Raw genomic sequence first — 17188 nt, forward strand, 5'->3', positions numbered from 1 at the left:
TCATGACACGGCATACGGCGTCCCTGGTCATCACCGGTCACGATCTCGATTTCCGCGCTATGGCCAAGGCGGCGGCGGGCTCTCTGCCCGTCTCCGTCGCGGCCTCCGCCTTCACGGCGATCGCCGCCTCGCGCGCTATCGTCGAGACGATCCTCAAGGAGAACCGCCCGGCCTACGGCATCACCACCGGGGTCGGCTCGCAGAAGGACTTCGCCGTCGATCCGGCGACCGCCGCCCAATACAATGCGCGGCTCGTCGCCGCCCATGCGACGCGTGTGCCGGGCCCGACCTTGCCCGCTGAAGCGGTGCGCGGCGCTTTGATCTTTCTCGCCAACCAGTTCGCCAACGGGCTGTCCGGCGTCTCGCCGGAGCTCGTCGAGCTGATCGCCACGGCCATCAACGGCACGGAGATGCCGGAGATCGACGGCTCGGGTTCGGTCGGCGCGTCCGATCTGGTGCCCAATGCGCAATTGGCGCATTGGCTGCTCAACCGGCCGGAAGCCAGGAAGCTTGGCCTGCCGAAGCCGAAGGAAACCCTTTCGCTCATCAACAACAATGCCGTCTCGCTGGCGCAGGGCGCCATCGCCCTCGCCTCGGCCGAGCGCCTGCTCGCCGCCTTCGACCTTGCCGCCGCGGCGGCGCTCGAAGGTTTCCGCGGCAATCTCGGCGCCATTTCGGAAGCGGCGAACCGCGCCCATAAACGCGAAGGCCAGCGCCGCTCGGCGCTCCGCCTGCGTAATCTTCTCGGCGACAGCCGTTTGTGGAGAGAGGGGGAAGCGCGTCTCCTCCAGGATCCCTTGTCCTTCCGCTGCGTGTCACAAGTGCATGGCGCATCCGCCGAGGTTTTTGCCGAAACGGCGCGTATTTGGAACTCCGAGCTCAGTTCGGTGAACGACAACCCGATCATCGACCAGGAGACGGCGGGCGCCGTGTCGAACGGCAATATGGACACGACGCGCCTGACGCTCGCCGCCGACCATTTGCGCCAGGCCTTGGGCAAAATCTGCGATCTCGCCGGCGAGCGGGTGCATAAGCAGCAATGGCCGGCTTTCACGGGATTGCCCACCGGCCTTGCCGAGGAAGGCGGCGCCATTGGCGGCGTGCAGTTCCTCAATCTGGGTCACATCACCGCCTCGCTCGTCACTTCGGTGAAGATCTGGGCGCGCCCGAGCCTGCTCAACTCCGTGGGCCAGGTGGCGGACGGCGTCGAGGATACTGCGAGCCACGCGCTGCATGCCGTGCATGATCTGATGCGTGTCGTCGATGCCGGCTGGAAGATCGCCGGCCTCGAATTGATGATCGCGCTCTGGGCGATGAAGCGCCGCCGGCTGCGCAAGGCCGATCTCGGCCGCGGCATCCGCCCCGCCATGGAGATTTTGGGCGAGATGCTGCCGATCGGCCGCGAGGGTGATGCGATCTTCGACATCGCGCCGCTCATCGCCGAATTGCAGTCAGGGCCTCTCCTCGACCGCGCCTTGACGGAAGCCGGTGAAAGGATTGATCTTGTCCTGACTTGACGGGACATGGCGGTCATCATGAAGAAACTCTGGGCGATAGCCCTGCTCGGTCTATTGAGTAATGGCCCGGCCCTGGCTCAGGCACCGCTCGATCTCGATTCGGTCGATCCGGCCATGGCCGCCGATTTCCTCGGCGACTGGTCGATCCAGAATGCCGATGGCAGCAAGACCTGCAAGGTGACCTTGCATAAGGACCAGGTCATCGGCGGCATGCAGATCGATGTCGATCCGCACTGCGGCAAGGTTTTTCCGGTGATGGACGACGTCGCGAGCTGGCGGCTTCTCGAAGGCTGGGAGATCGTGCTCGTCGATGCGACGCGCAAATCGCTGATCCGCTTCTTCACGCCCGATAATGCCTATGTCGCCGACCCTGAGACCGACGGCATCGCCACCATCGTGAAGCTGGGCGGGGTGCTCGAAAACTGATATTATTCCTCTTCAGGCCCATCTGCAGAGGAGCGCGATCATGAGCATGTCCCTGGATCTCGCCGCCGAGGTCTTCCGCGAGGCGATGCGCGAGACGGTCAAGCGTTATTCGCTCTGGTACCTTGTCGAGGGCGTCCTGCTCGTCGTCGCCGGCATTCTCGCCATCATCTATCCGGTGATCTCGTCCGGGGCCGTGGTGATCCTTCTGGGCTGGCTGCTGATCGCCAGCGGTCTGCTGCAGGGCTTGAGCCTCATCGGCGCGCGCCAGGTGCCGCATTTCTGGCTGCAGCTCATCTCGGTCATCCTCGCCATCCTGATCGGCCTCCTGTTCCTGCGCGACACGACGCAAGGCTTGATGACGCTGGCGCTGCTGCTCATCATCTTCTTCATGATGGAGGGCATCTCGAAGGTCGTCTTCGCGCTCACCATCCGCCCCTTCCCCAATTGGGGCTGGGTGCTGGCGAGCGGCCTCGTCGGCATCCTCCTGGCCTTGATCCTGTGGGCCAGCCTGCCGGTGACGGCGGTGTGGCTCATCGGCGTCCTGCTCGGCGTCAATCTGATCAGCATAGGTGCGGCCATCGCCTATCTCGCCTGGCAAGTGAGGAAGAGCGACGCCGCCACGCCGACGCAACCTCCTGCGTAAAGCGCGTTCACAATCTTGCGGCGAAGGAAATGCCCTCGCCCCGCGGAAGCGGGGAGAGGGCAACACGGCCCCCTTCGTGACAGGTCTGAGACTACGCCTTCACTTTCAAATTCCGAGGGTCATAAAGCGGCTCGAGATGGACTTGCGCTTTGACGACGTCCTTCGCCACCACGAGCTCATAAGTCCCGCCCTGCACATAGCCGTCGTCGACGCCGGCGCTGTCGCGGATATAGCCATAGCCGATCGGCCTGCCGACCGTATAACCATAGCCGCCGCTGGTGAGGTAACCGACCTGCTTGCCGTTGCGCAGGATAGTCTCGCGTCCGACCAGCACGATGGAAGGATCATCGGTGGTGAAGGCCGCGAGCCTCTTGGGCAGTGGCGCTGACGCTGCCTTCTCGCACGCCTCGCGGCCCATGAAGGCGATAGTGGATTTGAGCTTCACCGCCCAGCCGAGCCCGGCCTGGAACGGATTGTCATTGGGGGTGATGTCGGAGCCCCAGGCGCGATAGCCCTTTTCGAGACGCAACGCTTCCAGCGCGCGATAGCCGGCGGGCGCGATCCCAGTCTTTTCTCCCGCTTTCATCAGTGCGTCATAGACATCGCCGGTGGCGCCAATCGGCATATGCAGTTCCCAGCCGAGCTCGCCTACATAGGTGACGCGCAGCGCCCGCACCTTGTGGCCGGCGATCTCGATCTCGCGCACATGGCCGAAGGGGAAAGCCCCATTCGACATGTCGGCCTTGGTAATCGCCGCAATCACGTCGCGCGATTTGGGGCCCATGACCGACAGCGTGCCCCAGCCCTCCGTCACATCCACGATCTTCGCATCGAGGCGCGGCTTGATATGGTCCTTGATCCAGGCGAGGTCATGGGTGCGGAAGCCCGTGCCGGTGACGACATAGAAATGATCTTCCGCGAGCCGGGCGACGGTGAGATCGCATTCGATGCCGCCGCGCGAATTGAGCATTTGCGTATAGGTGAGCCGGCCAGGCGCACGCGCCACGTCATTGGCCGCGATCCAGGACAGAGCTTCCGCCGCATCCTTGCCCCTGACCTCATATTTGGCGAAGGACGACTGGTCGAAGACGCCGACCCGCTCGCGCACTGCTTTGTGCTCTTCGCCCACCGTGTCGAACCAGCTCTGCCGGCCCATCGAATAGACATCCTTCGGCTCCGCGCCGGGGGCGGCGAACCAGTTCGGCCGCTCCCAGCCGAGCTTCGAGCCGAAGCAGGCATTGGCCGCTTTCAGCCGCTCGTAAAGCGGCGAGACGATACGCGGCCGGCCGCTCAGATACTCCTCATGCGGAAAGCCGATCGTGTAATGTTTGCCATAGGCCTCGAGCGTGCGTTCATTGACCCAGTCGCGGTCCTTATGGAGATCGGAGAAGCGCCTGATATCGACGACCCACAGATCCATCGGCGCCTCGCCTTGCGCCACCCATTGCGCCAGCACCCAGCCGGCGCCGCCGCCGCTCGCAATGCCGAAAGCGTTGAAGCCGGCGCCGACATAATAATTGGCGAGCTCGGGCGCCGCCCCCAGGATGAAATTGCCGTCGGGCGTGAAGCTCTCCGGACCGTTGATCATCTTCTTGATGCCGGTCGTTTCGAGCGCCGGCACGCGTGCCAGCGCCTGCTCCATATGCTGCTCGAAATGATCCCAGTCGTCACCGAAGAGCTGGAACTCGAAATCGCCCGGCACGTCCCCCAAGGTCCAGCTCTGCGGATTGGGCTCATAGCCGCCCATCACCAGCCCGCCGACCTCTTCCTTGAAATAGGTGCGCCGGTCGGGGTCACGGATGGTAGCGATATCCGTCGCCAGGCCGTCGACCTTCTCGGTGATGATATATTGATGTTTGACCGGCTGCAGCGGCACGCTCACCCCGGCCATGGCGCCAAGCTGCCGGGCCCACTGCCCGCCGCAATTGACCACCTTCTCGCAGGCAACGCGCCCGTGATTGGTCCGGACCCCGATCACGCAGCCATTCTCGATATCGAAGCCTTCGACCCTGACACCTTCGAAGAGCTTGGCGCCATGCATGCGGGCGCCCTTGGCGAGCGACTGCGCGATGTCGGACGGACTCGCCTGGCCATCGGTCGGCAGGAAGCTGGCGCCGACGAGATCGGAGACTTCCATCAGGGGCCACATCGCCTTGACCTCTTTCGGCGAGAGCAGATGCATCTCCATGCCGAAGCTCTGCGCCGTGGTGGCGAGCCTTTTATATTCGATCCAGCGGTCCTCATTGCAGGCGAGCCTGAGGCAGCCGGTCATCTTCCAGCCGGTTTCGAGTCCGGTTTCCTTGGCGAGGTTCTTATAGAGCTCGACCGAATATTTGAGCACCTGGGTGATCGAGGCCGAGGACCGCAATTGCCCGACGAGCCCGGCCGCATGCCAGGTCGAGCCCGAGGTCAGCCTGTTCTGCTCGAGGAGGATGACGTCGGCCTTGTGGTCACGCGCCAGGTGATAAGCGGTCGAGCAACCTATGATGCCGCCGCCGATGACGATGATCTGGGCGTGGCTCGGAAGGGAAACGGTCATGATGCTCCATATCGGTCATGGAAGGTCGCGAGCGCCCGCTCATAGCGCCCGAGATATTCATTGGCATGCGCCACATAATCGACGCCCGGCGCGTTGAGATGCAGCTCGGACACCATGCCCCACATCGCCTCGCGCAAGGCGGAGGCCGTCTTCATCGCATCGAACGCGCGGAGCACGGCCTCACTGGGGCTTCGATCGAAATAGATTTCCAGCGCCTGGCGCTCTTCCGCCTCGTTCAGCGAGTTATTCGCGGCGATATTGGCGAGATCGAACATCGCAGTGCCGAAGCCGCCATATTCCCAGTCGATCAGCCAGATGCGCTCGCCGTCATCCATGAAATTGCCGGGCAGCAGATCGTGATGGCCGAAGACCACTGGCAGCGGAATCTGCGCATCCTCGAGCGCATCGACCGCAGACAGCCAGCGCGGCACCTCGAGCTTGAGGCGGTGGAAGCCTTCGGTGAGCGTGTTGCCGTAGTCGCGCAGCACATGGAAGACCCAGAAGATCGAGGCCGGCCCGGTCACCAGCCGCTTCATGTCGCGATGGCACTTGTGCACGATATCGACGCAGCGCTCGAGATTCTTCCGCACGTCCTCTTCGCTGAAGGTATGCGCCTCGATGAAGCGCACCACCATGAGCCCCGGCTCGGCATGGACGACTTCCGGCGACAGCCCGGCCTCGAAGGCGGCGCGGCTGGCGCGCAATTCGCGGTCGCGGAACACATGATGGCAGGGGAAATCCTCCCCCACCCGGGCGACATATTTGCCGCGCTCGTCGCTGACGATGAAGCTCGCATTGCTCAAGCCGCCTTTGAGCGGCTGAAGCGTGACCGTCCCCCGCCAGCAGGGGAGTTTGCGCACCCGTTGTTCGGCCGTATCACTCATGCCAGACCCCGCTTGGCTTTCAGTCGCTCGACCCAGGCGGTGATCAGCCGGTCGGCGATGATGCCGATGAAGGCGATGGCGAGACCGGCGACGAGACCTTTGCCGGAATCGGCCTTGGACAGCGCCTTGAACACTTCCTGGCCGAGATCGCGCGTGCCGATCATGGCGCAGATCACGATCATGCTGAGCGACAGGAGGATCGTCTGGTTGAGGCCGAGCATGATTTCCGGCATCGCCACCGGCAATTGCACCCGCCAGAACAGCTGCCGTTTCGTGCAGCCCGCCGCGGTGCCGGCTTCGATCAGCTCATGCGGCACCTGCCTGATGCCATGATTGGTGTAGCGGATTGCCGGCACGACGGCGAAGGCAACCGTGGCGATGAGCGCCGTCACGTCGCCGACGCGGAACAGCATCACCACCGGAATGATGAAACAGAAGGACGGGATGGTTTGCAGCGTGTCGATGAAAGGCGTCACGACCTTCTCGACCCGGTCGGAGCGCGACGCCCATACGCCGATCGGTATGCCGATGGCGGCCGCGATCAGCGCTGCGACGCCGCAGAGATAAAGCGTAGCCATGGTCTGGACCCAGAGCCCGGTGGTGGCGCAGAAGGCGGTGAGGAGCGCCACGATGAGGGCAAGCCAGATACCGCCAAGCCGCCAGCCGGCGAAAGCGAGAAGCAGCACCACACCGAGCCACGGCAGGCCTTCGAAGAAGGCGCGCAAGGGATTGAGCACATACAGCAGGAAGGTGATACGCACCGCCTCGATGACGTCGAAGTAATTGACCGTGACCCAATCCACCGCCGCCTTCCAGGCCGGCGCCGTGGTGAAGGTGATTTCGTTCGGCACCTTGCCGAAGGCCGGCAGAACGAGGCTCGCCAAGGTCGTCACGGCGAGAACAGCCAATATGGCGATGAGGCTCGCATGGCGCTGAACCCACGGCTTTTGCGTCGTGTCCTGCTCGGGCCGCTTAAGGGCGGCGGCCTGGCTCACCCGGTCGAGCACGATGGCGAGGACGACAATGGCGAGGCCCGCTTCCATCGCCTGGCCGACTTTCAGCGCGCGCAAGGCGAGGAGCACGTCATAGCCGAGCCCGCCGGCGCCGATCATCGAGGAGATGATCACCATATTGAGCGCCAGCATGATCACCTGGTTGACGCCCAGCATCAAAGATGGCTTGGCGCTCGGCACCAGCACGCGCCACAGCTTCTGCCGTCTTGTACAGCCCGCCATGTCGGCGAAGTCTTTGATGTCCTGCGGTACCTTTGAGAGTCCGAGCACGGTGGCGCGCACCATGGGCGGCGTCGCGAAGAGGCCGGTGGCGAGCAGCGCCGAGACCGGGCTGTTGCCGAACAGGAGCAGCATCGGGATGAGATAGGCGAAGGTCGGGATCGTCTGCAGGAGATCGAGCGCCGGCATGATCAGGACGCGGTTCACCTTCGGATTGAGATAGCCCCAGATGCCGAGGAGAAGGCCGGTCACCACGCAGATCGGCACGCAGACCAGGATCAGCGCCAGTGTCAGCATGGCGCTGTCCCATTGCCGGAACAGCGCGATGGCGAGGAAGGAGAGACCGCTGAGCAGCGCCAGCTTCAGTCCGCCGAAGCGATAGCCGACAAAGGCGGCGACGGCGCAGACACCGACCCAGGAGAAGCGCGGCAGCGTGATGAAGCCTTCGGTGAGATAGATGCGATAGCCCTTGGCGAGAAAACCGATGGCGAGCTGCAGCGGAATATTGACGAGATCGGCGAGGCCGCGTGTCGCCCAAGTGAAGGTCGCCTTGATCCACAGCATGATCGCGCTGATCCACTCGGCGAAGGGGATGATCGCTTGCGTCGGATAATCCCAGGCGCCCGGCACGATCCAGGAGATGATGAAGGCAATGGCCACAACGCCGGCGATGAGTGCCGCGACACGCCAGCCGGGCAGCGCGCTTATCCGCGAATCGCTATGGGTCAGGACGGCATCGGTCATGGCTGCGCCTGCTTCACATGGCGCCCGGCAAGCAGATCGATGACGGCCTGCGGCGTGACCTCGCCGAGAAGCCTGCCCTTTCCATCAGTGACGGCGAAAGGCAGGTTGGCGCCGACGATATCGGCGGCGAAGGTTTCGACCTTCGCCTTGGCATCGACCTTGCCGGCATGCTGGCCGCCCGCTGCGCTGGCGCGCATCAGGCTCTGTGCCGACATCACCTTGGCGCGGTTCACGTCGCGGGTGAATTCCGCCACATAGTCGGTCGCCGGATTGAGTACCAGCTCTTCGGGCGCACCGATCTGGATGATCTCACCGTCCTTCATGATGGCGATACGGTCGGCGAGTTTGATCGCCTCGTCGAAATCATGGGTGATGAAGACGATCGTCTTCTTCAGCACGCCTTGCAGCCGCATCAGCTCCGACTGCATTTCGCGCCGGATCAGGGGATCGAGTGCCGAGAAGGGTTCATCGAGAAACCAGATTTCCGGCTCGACCGCGAGCGAGCGGGCGATGCCGACGCGCTGCTGCTGGCCGCCCGACAATTCGCGCGGATAGTGATGCTCACGGCCCTTGAGCCCGACGAGATCGATCACCGCTTGGGCGCGTTTCTTCTGTTCCGGCTTGGGCACACCCTGCACCGAAAGCGGGAAGCCGACATTTTCGAGCACGGTCAGATGCGGCAGCAGCGCGAAATGCTGGAACACCATGCCCATCTTGTGGCGGCGGATCTCGATGAGCTCCGCGTCACTCGCTTTCAGAAGATCGCGCCCGTCGAAATTCACCTCGCCATAAGTGGGCTCGATGAGGCGCGAAAGACAGCGCAGCAATGTCGACTTGCCGGAGCCCGACAGGCCCATGACGATGAAGATCTCGCCCTCATGCACATCGATGCTGGCTTGGCGTACTGCCCCGATGAGGCGGGCTTCACCGAGCGCCTGCGCCGAGGCGGCGCCATTGTTGCGGCGCATGAACTCCTCCGAGCCGGCGCCGAACACCTTCCACAGATTGCGGCAAGAAAGCTTCACCGGCCGCTTCACATCGGTCATTGAAGGTCATTCCGTATCATTGATCGTCAACGCGCCAGCCGTGCCGCCACCTCGCCCTGATTCCCCTCCCCCTTGCGGGGAGGGGTTAGGGGTGGGGGTCGAGCGGCTTCAGACCAGAGCTTACTGCGCCCAGGCCTTCCACTTCGCTTCATTGGCAGCGATCCACGAGGCCGCGACCTCGTCGAGCGACTTGCCTTCGAGGTCGACCTGGCCGGAAAGCTTGTTCAGCTCCGCTGTGTCGATCTGATAGGCCTTGGCGACCTTGTAGGCGACCGGCCATTTATCCTTCATGCCGGCCCAGGAATATTTCCAGATCTCGCCATGCGGCTTGCCGCAATCATAGGCTTTGTCGGGATTGCCGCCCCATTTCGGGTCGGTGTAGCACTCGGGCGTGTATTCGGGAAAATTCACCCATTCGCCCTCATATTTCGCCGGCGCCCAATGCGGTGAATAGATCCACAGCATGATCGGCGCCTTGCGCTGATAGGCGGAATCGAGCTCGGCAAACATCGCCGCATCGGTGCCGGCGTGGACGACGGTGAAGGGCAGGTCGAGGGCCACGACACGTTCGTCATCGAAACCTTCCCAGGTCACCGGCCCGCCGAGATAGCGGCCCTTGGGCGCCGTTTCCGGTGTCGAGAAGGCTTCCGCGCATTTCGGGTCCTTGAGCGCTTCCCAATTGGGAAGGCCCGGGCACTTCTCCTTCATATAGGCCGGATACCACCATTCTTCCTTGGCCTTGGGTCCGAGCATGCCGAGCTTCTCGGTCTGTCCGGTGGCGTCCGAGGCCTTCATCGCCTCGCCCGCCGTCGTGTCCCAGAATTCGACGCCCACCGTGAGATCGCCATTGGTGAGACCGGTGGTGAGGCTCGAGAGGTAGTCGGCGGTCGGATATTCGACCGTGTAACCAAGCTTCTCGAGGATGCCGCCAAGGATCTTGGCGTTGAGATTGACGCTGGTCCAGTCGAACAGAGCGATCTTGATCGGATCATTCGACTCGACGGCATAGGAGGTCATCGGCGTCAGCGCCGTCGCCGCCAGAGCGGCAAGGCCAAGCAAGGCACGTCTTACGCGCAATCTGCTCATGGATGTAAATCCTCTTCCTGGCTCCCAGAACACGGACCTCGATTGTTGTACTTTTGTCCGCAGCGACAAATGTCACGGCACAAGCCCTTGAGTGTCAATGCTAAACCGCAATTTTCGTGGCATTTTGTGGATTTGAGAGAATTTTCTTGCCGTAATTGACCGTTTTAGGGGAATATTGATCGAAATCGGGCAAATGGAACCTATGAATCGTCTCTCCCGTCGCCACGCCGAAATCCGCCAGATGCTGCATGACCATATGTCGGCCTCGGTCACCGATCTTGCCGAATGGCTGGGCGTCTCGGCCGAAACCATCCGCCGCGATCTGCGCCTGATGGCGGAGCGCGGCGAGGTTCTGAAGATGCATGGTGCCGCGGCGCTCCCCCATGCGGTGGGCGAGGCGCCCTTCGAGCGGCGCATGCGCGAAAATGCGGCGGGCAAAAGGGCGATCGCGCGCCGCGCCGCCGAAGCCATCGCCGACGGCGACAGCGTCATGCTCGATACCGGCACGACGACGAGTTATCTGGCGCGCGAGCTTTTGCAGAAGCGCGGCCTCACCGTCGTCACCAATTCTTCCGACATCGCGCGCACGCTGTCGACCGTCAACGGCAACAAGGTGCATCTGGCGGGCGGCGAGCTGCAGGGCGACAATGGCGCCGCCTTCGGCAATTCGACGATCGCCTTCGTGCAGCGTTTCAATGTCCGCCACGCCATCATCACCGCGGGCGCGCTCGACCCGAAGACCGGTGTCAACGACTACAATCTGGCCGAGGCCGAATTCGCCGCGACCGTCCTGGCGCGCGGCGAACGCCGCGTCGTCGTCACCGACCACAGCAAATTCGGCAAGACCGCTCTCGTCAATGTCTGCGGCTTCGCGACGCTCGATTGCCTGGTGACCGACGCCAGGCCGCCGGCCGATCTTGCCCGCGCGCTGGCTGCCGCCAATGTCCTGGTCGAGATCGCCGCCCCTTGAGCGCTCAGCTTTTGGACTCTACACATCTCGACGGAACAACGAAGGAAACGAGCCCATCATGAAAGTCGTCTATTCCGAGGACCACCGTCTGCATTTTCCGCAAGGCGAGCTTTATGGCGGTGAGTTCGTGACGCCTTTCGAGCGGCCCTCGCGCGTCGAATACATCCTGCGTGAACTGAAGAAGCGCAAGATGGACGACCTCATGGCGCCGGCCAGGCTCGACATGAAGCCGGTCGCCAAGGTGCATGACAGGGGCTTCCTCGAATTTCTCGAAAGCGCCTGGCGCGAATGGACCGAAGCCGGTTTCCGCGGCGAGATCATCCCGACCGGCTTCGCCGCGCGCGGCATGCGGGCGAAGAAGCCCAATCATATCGACGGCAAGGTCGGTTATTACATCCTGTCGATGGAGACCTGCATCACCGCCGGCACCTGGGAAGCAGCTCTCTCTTCCGCCGCCGTCGCCCAGACGGCGCAGAAGCTCGTCTCGTCCGGCGCCTCATCCGCCTTCGCGCTCTGCCGCCCGCCTGGCCATCATGCCCATCACGATATGTATGGCGGCTATTGCTTCCTCAACAATGCGGCGATCGCGGCGCAAGGTTTCCGCGATGCGGGCGCCAAACGCGTCGCCATTCTCGATGTCGATTTCCATCACGGCAACGGCACGCAGGATATTTTCTATGCCCGCAACGACGTGCTCTTCTGCTCGCTGCACGGCCAGCCGGAGGACGCCTTCCCCTATTTCCTCGGCTACAGGGACGAGAAGGGCACGGGCAAGGGTGAAGGCTTCAACATCAACTACCCGATGCCGCCTGGCGCCAAATACGATGTCTGGGGCAAGGCGCTGAAAGCTGCGCTCGGCCAGATCAAACGCTTCAAGCCCGACGCGCTCGTCGTCTCGCTCGGCGTCGACACCTTCAAGGACGACCCGATCAGCTTCTTTAAGCTGACCTCCGAAGACTTCCGCACCTATGGCGCGACAATCGCCAAGGCCAAGCTGCCGACCCTGTTCGTGATGGAAGGCGGTTACGCGGTGGAAGCCATCGGCATCAACACGGTGAACGTGCTGGATGGCTTCCTGAACGGGTGAACTTTGCGTCCCCTCGCCCCTCGAAGAGGGGAGAGGGAGGGGCCCAACGCGTCAGCGTTGGGAGGGTGAGGGGCATCCCTGTTACCTTCCTTCAAGCTACGTGAGCTTCGCAATAGGTTCGCCTGTTACTGCACCAAGAGACCGGGTGCCCCTCACCCTCCCATTGCTTCGCAATGGGTCCCTCCCTCTCCCCGCTCACGCGGGGCGAGGTAAAGACGCAACGCGCTAGAACGCGCGCCTCTGATAGGGCAGCCCCTCGCCCGCCTCGCAATAGGTCTTGAGGCTGTAGAGGAACATGGCCCAGTTGTAGTTGCAGGAGCGGAAATATTCCGTCACCGCGCGCCAGTTCATGTGCTTCAGAGTAACGGAGGTCTTGCCGTTCTCTTCCGTGAGATCGAAGCTGACATCGGTTCCCACCCATTCCGGTTCGGAATCGACGCAATGCCACATAATTCGTTTGGCATTCTCCAGCTCGGTGATCTTCATCAGCGTGGGCGCCTCGTCGCCGAATCTGAACTCATTGACGGCGCCGAGCTTCGCGTCGACCGACAATGTCTTTGTCCAGATTTCGGCCAAGCCTTCCGCTTGCGTGAGAGCAGCGAAGACCCGGGCGGATGGAGAATTGATGTATTGAATATGCTCGATATTAGCCATTCAAATCGCGCCCGAATCCTCGTAGCCACTGACGATATGGACGACGCCGGCGGGACTGGTGATCCAGTAGCCGTCGAAATTTTGCGGCAGCTCCTCGATTGCATCGCAGCGCACCACGTCCTTCTGCGCCAGATGCCGCGCGGCAGCCTTGGTGTCGTTCGTCCCGATATCGAGCCACAGCTCAGCCTGCGAGGTTTTCACGCAACGGTCGAGCCATAGGCGGATCGGACCGTAATCGACCGCATGCGAGTTCTCGGATGTCTGCTTCACCTCGAGGCCGAGCGTGTCGCGATAGAATTTGATCGTCGCCTCATATTGGTGCGGCGGCAGTTTCATCGCGATATTGCGTCCGCCACGGAAAGTGAGATCGCTATTGGCCATGGGGTACTCCTTACTGTTTTGCCGAAATTGAATAATGCGCGAGCGCCGGCTCGAAGAGCTCGATGAAGGGCCGGACAGTTTTTCCGCCGAGCCGCGCGGCGAGATAATGCAGATGCGAATCCCACCCTGCCCCGAAGCCCGGCATCTCAGCCCTGCTGAGCTTGCGATGGGTAAGGATGAGGCGGACCTTGTCGCCTTCGGGCGTCAGCTCGAAACGCACGATCGAAGCGGGTTTCTCTTGCCCCTGTGAATCGACTTCGCGCCACGTATAGGAGAGCAGCCGCGGCGGATCGTAATCCTGCACGACACCTGCGGCGCTGCTGTCACCGCAGTCGTCATGGGCGCTGAAGGTGAAGGAGAGCATGATCTCGCCGCCCGGCCGCCAGTCGCCCTCGACGCCGGCGAGCCAGGTTTCGAGAAATTCCGACTTGGTCAGATAATCCCACACCCGCTCGATCGGTCCGGGCAGCAGGCGCTCGAACCGCACCGTGCTGTTGTCCAGGAAGACGCCATCGTAGCTCATGACCGATTATCCTTTTTGGGGTCTGCGGGCTGGCGCAGCGCCTCTTCGAGGGCATCGAGCCGGCCGCGCCAGAAGCGTCGGACCGTGTCGAGCCAGCTGTCGATCTCGCTCAGGCCTTGCGGGTTCAGCGAATAGATGCGGCGCTGGCCGTCAATGCGGACCTGCACCAGGCGCGCCTCCTTCAGGGCTTTGAGATGCTGCGACACCGCCGGCGCTGACATCTGGAAATTCTCCGCCAGCGCACCGGCGGACAGCTCGCGCTCGGCCAGAAGGCCGATGATGCGGCGGCGGGTGGGATCGGAAATGGCCGTGAAACTATCCATGGCCAGATATTGTAGAAATCACTTAAATAAGTCAATACTTAAATAATAATCCCAACTACCTGGCTGAATAATCTGGGTAATTTCAAACGAGAGGGAAGACCAGCATCCATTCGCTCTTTACACAGCGGTAGTGCCGCCTGCCCACCAGTTCCTTGACGACGGCCCGCATATGCTGAGCACCATAGACGATAGCCAGGCGGCGCGGTTCGGCTGGCGCCGTATCGAGATAATCACCCATCACCGTGACAAGTTGCTGGTCTCGCGCGGTGACGATCGCTTCGTCGATCGATTCATATTCCGGCCGCCAGCCGAGGGTTTCGGCACGGCTGGGGAGATCATCGAGCGCCAGGGCCTTGGCGAGCTTCGCCCGGCTGCCGAACCATCGGCAATGGAGAGCGTAGAGAGGAGCCCCGGCATAGAGCAGCAGCCTCATATAAAGAGGCACCTTGCGCCAATGCCGCTCGAATTCATCCTTGGGCAAATCCGCATGGATGATGGCGGCCTGTGCATGCTGTTGCGCGGGAGTACGGGGCTGCACGACGAGCCCTATGCGCTTCGCCCCCTCGATCCACCGATAGGCCCGCGTGATGCGCGCCACCACCGGCGAACCTACGCCTTCGACCAGCATGGCGTCATGCGCGCCGGCATCCGTGTCGACGGCTTCATAAAACGACGCCCCACCCAGATGAACCATGGGGAAGAGCGTGATGACGACATTGGAGTCAGCACTCCTGAAGGTCAGTCGCGCCGACCGCAGTCCCAGATCAGAGCTGTCGAGAAGCTGCATGGCCTCAAAGCTTGGGCCGCCCCTTCCGGTCGATGAACCAGCCGCCCGCCGCCTTTTCGTAAGCGAGCGCCGCCTTGAAGACGGTGGCGTCGTCGAAAGTCCGCCCGACGATCTGGATGCCGGTCGGCACACCGCTGCCGGCGAAGCCTGATGGCACCGCCATGACCGGGCAGTTGTGCAGCATGTTGAATTGATGCGTCATCACCCAGCCATATTCGCCGTCGGCCTTGACGCCGTTGACGCGGAAATCCGGATCCCACGGATCGTGATCGGCATGCACCGCCGGCAGGTTGAGCGTCGGGCAGACGAAGAAGTCGTGCTCTTCGAGCACCGGTCCGAAAGTCTGATACATGCGATGCGATTGCGCCCAGGCCTTGTGGACATCATCGATCCCGGTGGTCTTCTCGATCGCCTCCGCCATCTTGAGCGCATAGTCGGTCATCAGATGGCCATGCGTCTTCTTCCACCACACGGTCTGGCGGCCGAAATCCATCGCATTGTACCAATGGAGCGCATTCGTCTCGACGTCACTGGTCCAGCCGAGGCTCACTTCTTTCACTTCCGCGCCGAGCGCCCGGAACAGGCCAAGCGCCTTCAGCGTGTTCTTGCGCACATCGGGATCGACATTCACGTAATCGAAGTCGATCGAATAGGCGACCTTGTAGCCTTTGAGCGAATTGGCGCGTTCCGGCAGCACCACCTTCTCGCGCAATGAATCATGATCGAGCGGATGCGGCCCGGCAATGATCGACTGCATCAGCGCCGCATCGCCGACCGAACGCGTCATCGGCCCGCAATGATTGTAGCGGTCGAAGCAATTGGGCGCGCCGTCGGGATTGCGCCCATGCGGCGGCTTGAAGCCGACCGTGCCGCAGGCCGACGACGGGATGCGGATCGATCCGCCGATATCGGTGCCGGTGGCGAGCGTGGTGAGACCTGAGGCCAAGGCGGCGCCTGAACCACCCGATGATCCGCCCGGCCCGTAATCGGTGTTGAAGGGATTATGCGTCGTGCCCCAGGCGCGCGAATGGCAGGCGCCCGACAGGCAGAATTCCGGCGTCGTGGTACGCGCATGCACGATGGCGCCGGCAGCCGTCAGGCGCTCGATCATCGGATCGGAATGATCGTCGATATTGTCGATGAAGATGAGCGAGCCATGGGTGGTGCGCTTGCCCTTGAGGCGCTGCGCGTCCTTGACCGCTAGGCTCACCCCCTCGAGCGGCCGCGGCTGGCCGCTCCTTTTGGCATAGACGGCTTCCGCCGCCTTGGCCTGGGCGAGCGCTTCCTCGAAATAACGGTCGGTGAAGCAGTTGATCGCCGGATTCACTTCCTCGGCGCGGGCAATCTGGGCGTTGAGCAGTTCGACCGGCGACAACTTGCGGGCGCGAAACAGCTTCAGGGCCTGCCCGGCGGGCAAATAGCAGAGATCGTCATCGGTCATGGACAAGCCTCGGTCAAGCAAGGTAGAGCGAGCTTTGACACTAATCCGGCGCAGCCAACAAGGGAACAGTATCCATGGGCGAGAGGCTTAAGGGCAAGACGGCGATCGTGACATCGGCGGCGCAAGGGATCGGACGATCGACGGTGATCGCCATGCGGCGCGAGGGCGCCAAGGTCTATGCCACCGACATCCGCGAGGATCTCCTGGCTGATCTCGCCAAGGATGTGCCGGGCGTCGAGACCTTCGCACTCGACGTGCTCAAGCCGGAAGCGATCCAGGCTGCCGCCGAGCGCGCCAAGGATGTCGATGTCCTGTTCAACTGCTCGGGTTTCGTCCATCACGGCACCATTCTCGATTGCGACGAGAAATCCTGGGATTTCTCCTTCGATCTCAACACCAAGGCGCATTACCGGATGATCAAGGCCTTCCTGCCTTCGATGCTGGCCAAAGGCAAGGGCACCATCGTCAACATGTCCTCGGTCGCCTCCTCGGTGAAGGGCGTGCCGAACCGCTTCGTCTATGGCGCCACCAAGGCTGCCGTCATCGGCCTGACCAAGGCGCTCGCCGCCGATTTCGTCGGCAAGGGCATCCGCTGCAATGCCATTTGCCCCGGCACCGTCGACACCCCCTCCCTCAATGACCGCATGCGCCAGCAGGGCGATTATGAGAAGGCCCGCCAGGCCTTTATCTCCCGCCAGCCCATGGGCCGGCTGGCCCAGGCCGAGGAGATCGCCGCTCTGGTCGTCTATCTCGCCAGCGAGGAATCGGCCTTCATCACCGGCCAGGCCTTCGTGATCGATGGCGGCTGGTCGGGCTGATCGTTTTCATTTTCCCCAAGTGCGACCACGTTAGAAGCGCTTCCCGCCAAAGTTGCTCGACTTTGGCGATAAGGAAGCGCTCCAGAT

At 62.6% G+C, this 17188-nt stretch carries 17 protein-coding genes; 6 read left to right on the forward strand and 11 right to left on the reverse strand.

Going from position 1 to position 17188, the window contains the following annotated elements; genetic code table 11:
* The first annotated feature begins 2 nt into the window (after positions 1 to 2).
* From JHL16_RS19915 to JHL16_RS19925, 3 genes are read left to right on the forward strand one after another with little or no spacing between them, the layout of a single operon-like run.
* On the forward strand, positions 3 to 1517 hold the full coding sequence (locus JHL16_RS19915) for an aromatic amino acid lyase (protein ID WP_200186584.1): 1515 nt from the start codon (positions 3 to 5) through the stop codon (positions 1515 to 1517).
* An 18-nt stretch (positions 1518 to 1535) separates the two neighbouring features.
* On the forward strand, positions 1536 to 1943 hold the full coding sequence (locus tag JHL16_RS19920; RefSeq protein WP_200186585.1) for an AprI/Inh family metalloprotease inhibitor: 408 nt from the start codon (positions 1536 to 1538) through the stop codon (positions 1941 to 1943).
* 40 nt (positions 1944 to 1983) lie between these two features.
* Complete coding sequence (locus JHL16_RS19925) at positions 1984 to 2586, forward strand: HdeD family acid-resistance protein (RefSeq protein ID WP_200186586.1); 603 nt, start codon at positions 1984 to 1986, stop codon at positions 2584 to 2586.
* Positions 2587 to 2677: 91 nt separating this feature from the next.
* Here the strand turns inward: JHL16_RS19925 and JHL16_RS19930 are convergent, their stop codons facing one another.
* The 5 genes from JHL16_RS19930 to JHL16_RS19950 all read right to left on the reverse strand — a co-directional run bounded on the left by JHL16_RS19930 (position 2678) and on the right by JHL16_RS19950 (position 10117).
* A complete protein-coding gene (locus JHL16_RS19930; protein ID WP_200186587.1) occupies positions 2678 to 5125 on the reverse strand; it encodes a GcvT family protein in 2448 nt (815 codons plus the stop codon).
* Entirely contained in the window at positions 5122 to 6009 is an 888-nt protein-coding gene (locus JHL16_RS19935; RefSeq protein WP_200186588.1) for a choline kinase family protein, read from the reverse strand. Before JHL16_RS19935 ends, JHL16_RS19930 begins: the two co-directional genes overlap by 4 nt.
* On the reverse strand, positions 6006 to 7985 hold the full coding sequence (locus JHL16_RS19940; RefSeq protein WP_200186589.1) for an ABC transporter permease: 1980 nt from the start codon (positions 7983 to 7985) through the stop codon (positions 6006 to 6008). Before JHL16_RS19940 ends, JHL16_RS19935 begins: the two co-directional genes overlap by 4 nt.
* Positions 7982 to 9031 carry a quaternary amine ABC transporter ATP-binding protein gene (locus tag JHL16_RS19945; RefSeq protein ID WP_200186590.1) on the reverse strand — a complete coding sequence of 350 codons (1050 nt, stop codon included), beginning with the start codon at positions 9029 to 9031 and terminating at the stop codon, positions 7982 to 7984. Before JHL16_RS19945 ends, JHL16_RS19940 begins: the two co-directional genes overlap by 4 nt.
* Before the next feature lie 120 nt (positions 9032 to 9151).
* A complete protein-coding gene (locus tag JHL16_RS19950) occupies positions 9152 to 10117 on the reverse strand; it encodes an ABC transporter substrate-binding protein (RefSeq protein ID WP_200186591.1) in 966 nt (321 codons plus the stop codon).
* 202 nt (positions 10118 to 10319) lie between these two features.
* Here JHL16_RS19950 and JHL16_RS19955 point away from each other — a divergent pair, with 202 nt between their 5' ends.
* Both JHL16_RS19955 and JHL16_RS19960 read left to right on the forward strand, forming a co-directional pair.
* Positions 10320 to 11087, forward strand: a complete 768-nt coding sequence (locus tag JHL16_RS19955; protein WP_200186592.1) for a DeoR/GlpR family DNA-binding transcription regulator — start codon at positions 10320 to 10322, stop codon at positions 11085 to 11087.
* A 58-nt stretch (positions 11088 to 11145) separates the two neighbouring features.
* A complete protein-coding gene (locus tag JHL16_RS19960; protein WP_200186593.1) occupies positions 11146 to 12174 on the forward strand; it encodes a histone deacetylase family protein in 1029 nt (342 codons plus the stop codon).
* Between the two features lie 225 nt (positions 12175 to 12399).
* On the opposite strand, the gene JHL16_RS19965 is transcribed toward JHL16_RS19960, so the two are convergent.
* The 6 genes from JHL16_RS19965 to JHL16_RS19990 all read right to left on the reverse strand — a co-directional run bounded on the left by JHL16_RS19965 (position 12400) and on the right by JHL16_RS19990 (position 16283).
* A complete protein-coding gene (locus tag JHL16_RS19965) occupies positions 12400 to 12828 on the reverse strand; it encodes an SRPBCC family protein (RefSeq protein ID WP_200186594.1) in 429 nt (142 codons plus the stop codon).
* A complete protein-coding gene (locus JHL16_RS19970; protein ID WP_200186595.1) occupies positions 12829 to 13209 on the reverse strand; it encodes a VOC family protein in 381 nt (126 codons plus the stop codon).
* Positions 13210 to 13219: 10 nt separating this feature from the next.
* Complete coding sequence (locus JHL16_RS19975; RefSeq protein WP_200186596.1) at positions 13220 to 13732, reverse strand: SRPBCC family protein; 513 nt, start codon at positions 13730 to 13732, stop codon at positions 13220 to 13222.
* Positions 13729 to 14055 carry an ArsR/SmtB family transcription factor gene (locus JHL16_RS19980; protein ID WP_200186597.1) on the reverse strand — a complete coding sequence of 109 codons (327 nt, stop codon included), beginning with the start codon at positions 14053 to 14055 and terminating at the stop codon, positions 13729 to 13731. The genes JHL16_RS19975 and JHL16_RS19980 overlap by 4 nt, the downstream gene beginning before the upstream one ends.
* An 82-nt stretch (positions 14056 to 14137) precedes the next feature.
* Positions 14138 to 14842 carry a hypothetical protein gene (locus JHL16_RS19985; RefSeq protein ID WP_200186598.1) on the reverse strand — a complete coding sequence of 235 codons (705 nt, stop codon included), beginning with the start codon at positions 14840 to 14842 and terminating at the stop codon, positions 14138 to 14140.
* Between the two features lie 4 nt (positions 14843 to 14846).
* Positions 14847 to 16283 carry an amidase gene (locus JHL16_RS19990; protein WP_200186599.1) on the reverse strand — a complete coding sequence of 479 codons (1437 nt, stop codon included), beginning with the start codon at positions 16281 to 16283 and terminating at the stop codon, positions 14847 to 14849.
* Positions 16284 to 16357: 74 nt separating this feature from the next.
* Here JHL16_RS19990 and JHL16_RS19995 point away from each other — a divergent pair, with 74 nt between their 5' ends.
* Entirely contained in the window at positions 16358 to 17101 is a 744-nt protein-coding gene (locus JHL16_RS19995; RefSeq protein ID WP_200186600.1) for an SDR family oxidoreductase, read from the forward strand.
* The last annotated feature ends 87 nt before the right edge of the window (positions 17102 to 17188 follow it).

The sequence above is a fragment of the Taklimakanibacter albus genome, from assembly GCF_016595235.1.
Lineage (GTDB): Bacteria > Pseudomonadota > Alphaproteobacteria > Rhizobiales > Aestuariivirgaceae > Taklimakanibacter > Taklimakanibacter albus.